At 75.9% G+C, this 2941-nt stretch carries 3 protein-coding genes; all 3 read right to left on the bottom strand.

From position 1 onward, the window contains the following. Nucleotides 1-82: 82 nt before the first annotated feature. The 3 genes from ACFV0G_RS31395 to ACFV0G_RS31385 all read right to left on the bottom strand — a co-directional run bounded on the left by ACFV0G_RS31395 (nucleotide 83) and on the right by ACFV0G_RS31385 (nucleotide 2667). On the bottom strand, nucleotides 83-1450 hold the full coding sequence (locus ACFV0G_RS31395) for a dihydrolipoyl dehydrogenase family protein (RefSeq protein WP_380555350.1): 1368 nt from the start codon (nucleotides 1448-1450) through the stop codon (nucleotides 83-85). Continuing rightward, complete coding sequence (locus tag ACFV0G_RS31390) at nucleotides 1447-1614, bottom strand: hypothetical protein (RefSeq protein ID WP_380555348.1); 168 nt, start codon at nucleotides 1612-1614, stop codon at nucleotides 1447-1449. The genes ACFV0G_RS31395 and ACFV0G_RS31390 overlap by 4 nt, the downstream gene beginning before the upstream one ends. Before the next feature lie 510 nt (nucleotides 1615-2124). Continuing rightward, a complete protein-coding gene (locus tag ACFV0G_RS31385) occupies nucleotides 2125-2667 on the bottom strand; it encodes a hypothetical protein (RefSeq protein ID WP_380555346.1) in 543 nt (180 codons plus the stop codon). Between the last annotated feature and the right edge of the window lie 274 nt (nucleotides 2668-2941).

Here is a 2941-nt window from a genome sequence, read left to right as displayed (position 1 = left end):
TCAACGTCCTATGGGCCCTGATCCGTGACCGACGGTGCTACCAGGTCACACCGCCAGTCACCGCCACCGCTTGACAACGACATTAGGAAGCGTCGCCCGTTCCGCCCGCTCCGCCCGGTCCGCCCGCGATCTCGCCGCGGAGGGCCTTGAGCGCGGCGACGAAGATCTCCGAGAAGGTGGGGAACGGCTGGATCGTGTCGTTCAGGACTGCGAGCGGAACGTGCGCCCGGATTGCCAGCGTCGCCTGCTGCAGCCACTCGCCCGCCTCCGGGCCGAGCGCGTACGCGCCGGTCAGCCGCTCGCCGTCGCTCACGAGCGTGAGGAAGCCGGTGCTCTCCGCGTACGCCCGCGTGTAGGTGGCGGTCTTCGGCACCTCGGACATCGGGACGGCGGCGCTGAACCGGCCGTCGGAGGAGCCCACCGCCGCCGCCTGCGGGTCCGTGTAGACCACCCGCGGTACCGCCTGGTAGTCGGCCGTCCGGGCCTCGCCCAGGATGTTCGCCGCGGCCACATCGGCCTGGTACTTGCCCACATGGGTGAGCTGCCACAGGCCGGTGACGTCCCCGACCGCCCACAGCCGCTCCGCGACCCGGAGCCGGGAGTCGACCGGGACCCCGTGGGCGTCCGGCTCGATGCCGACCGTCTCGAGGCCGATGTCGTGCACCCGCGGACGCCGGCCGGTGGCGACGAGCAACCGGTCGCCCCGCACCTCGCGGCCGTCCTCGAACTCGACCACGTACTCCTCGCCGTCGCGTCGTGCACCGGTAGCCCTCGCGGACAGGACGAGCTCGATGCCCTCACGGCCCAGCGCCTCGCCGAGTGCCTCGCCCAGCCGCGCGGGCTCCCTGGCGAGCAGCCGCTCCGCGAGGTCCGCGACGGCCACCTCACCGCCCAGCCGCCGTACGGCCTGGGCCATCTCCACCCCGACCGGCCCGCCGCCCAGCACGACCAGGCGGCGCGGTACCTCCTTCATCGAGGTGGCCTCACGGTTGGTCCAGATGCCGTCGAGCTCGCGCAGCCCCGGAACGGGCGGGACGACCGGGTCGGCCCCGTTCGCGAGGACGACGTGCTCGGCGGTGTACGCCTCGCCGCCGACCTCGACCCGGCCGGGCCCGGCGAGCCGGCCGGTGCCGCGCATCAGGTCGATCCCCTGGTCGGCCAGCCAGCGCTCCTGCCCGGCGTCGGAGTGGTCCGACACCATGAAGTCGCGCCAGGCCAGCGCGGCAGCGACGTCCACCTCGGCACGGGCTGCCGCCTCGCGGGCCCCCTGCACCGCCTCGCCCGGCCGCAGCAGCGTCTTCGACGGGATGCACGCCCAGTACGAGCACTCGCCGCCGACGAGTTCGCGCTCCACGAGCGCGACGCGCAGACCGCCCTCGGCCAGCGCGCCCGCGCAGTGCTCGCCCGGCGAGCCGCCGCCGACGACGATCACGTCGTAGTGGCCGCTCACGTCGGCAGCTCCTCACCGGCTCGCTCGCGCGCCATGTAGAGCGCGTACCAGTCCGGCCAGTTCGCGTCCTCCTCGCCCGTCAGCGCCTCGTGTCTGCCGTGCGCCTCGGCCGCCCTCCGAAGGGCTGCCGCGAGGTCCTCCACGGATTCGTACGTCGTCGCCATCGCCTTCTCCTCTCGGCTGCTCGGCACGGCACGGGACAGCGGCCCGACGGCCGGGTCCCGATCTCCCGGACCGGCCGGCCGGCACCGCCCGGTCGCCACGCCGGCCCGGTGGCGGAAGGTGCCCCCTCCATCGGGCGATGGCGCCACGGCGGGGCGGGAGCACCGCCGCATTCCCGTGCACGCCGCTGCTGCGCCCGGCGCGCGTCGGCGCCCCGGCGCCGGCGGCACAACGGGGGTCCGCGGCGAGCCGCCCTCGGGGGAACCGCCCGCGGCCGCTCCGGGCCGAGGGCACGCCTCGTTGCCACGAAACCCTCCCTCACCCCCGCCCGCAACTCGGGGGAGCGGACGCCCGCGTACGAAGGCGCGGGCCTGCCGTCCCCGGGAGTACGCCGGTCGCGTACGCGCCGTCGGCCCCAGGGCGCCCGGACCGCGGCCGGGACCCAGCGGCCGGGCTCGCTGACCGACCGTCAGGGCCGTCCGGCTTCATGTCCGCACCCGTGCCGGCCGCGCTCAGTCCTCGCCGGTGGCGACGATGACCACCGCGTGGCCGTTGCCGATCCCGACGACCGCTGCGTCGAAGGTGGCCTCGCTGACCGATGACCAGTGGGCGTTGCCCGTCGCTCCTTCCCGGTAGGCGGCGTAGCCGTTGGCCCGCCACTGTGCATCGGGCCCGAGCAGGTCGACGAGGCCGTGGCCGATCGCCTCCGCCACGGGCCGCAGATCGCCGTCGCCCGAGTTGTACACGAGGTCGCGGACGAGGGTGGCCGCCGTCCACGGAACGACCTCCCCGGGCGGGACCCTGATCTTGAGGGCCTCCTCCATCCGCGCGGGGTTGCGGGGACCGCCGTGCCCGTGCTTGCAGTCCCGGCAGTGCACCGCGAGCAGGCCGGTGGGTTTGAGTACGTCCCAGCACAGCCGGCCGTGGCTGCGCCCGTCGTCGGGCCCGAGGTGGACGACGAGGTCCCGCCATTCCCCCAACTCGGTGAGCCACATGCCGAGATCGGGATCGGGTCCGAGGTCGTACGGCTCCGGTGGCCGGAAGGAAAGGTTCACTGTGCTCCCCGTGGGGCCGCGCGTGCGTCGCACGGCCGGTGGTGTCCGACGGGCCGCCGCTCCGGCGGCCCACCCGGTACGACGGCGTCCGGGACCGCAGCGTTCCGGTCCGTCCGAAGGCTCGTCAGGAGGCCGTCCGGCGGGGGAGGGCCTGCCGGGCGGGCTGCGGCCGTCCGGCAGGTGGGGGCCCCCCCGGGGGGGGGCCCCCCCCCCGCCCGGCCCGCCCCGCCGGCGGCGGGACCCCGCCCCGCCCGGGGGGGGCAGCCCGGCGCGG

The sequence above is a fragment of the Kitasatospora sp. NPDC059571 genome (genome assembly GCF_042735675.1).
GTDB lineage: Bacteria > Actinomycetota > Actinomycetes > Streptomycetales > Streptomycetaceae > Kitasatospora.
This window is presented reverse-complemented; position numbering and strand designations above follow the sequence as displayed.

Bases quoted from the DNA above. Each gene is read 5' to 3' on its own strand.
- ACFV0G_RS31390 (WP_380555348.1), bottom strand. From the start codon at position 1,614: ATGGCGACGACGTACGAATCCGTGGAGGACCTCGCGGCAGCCCTTCGG.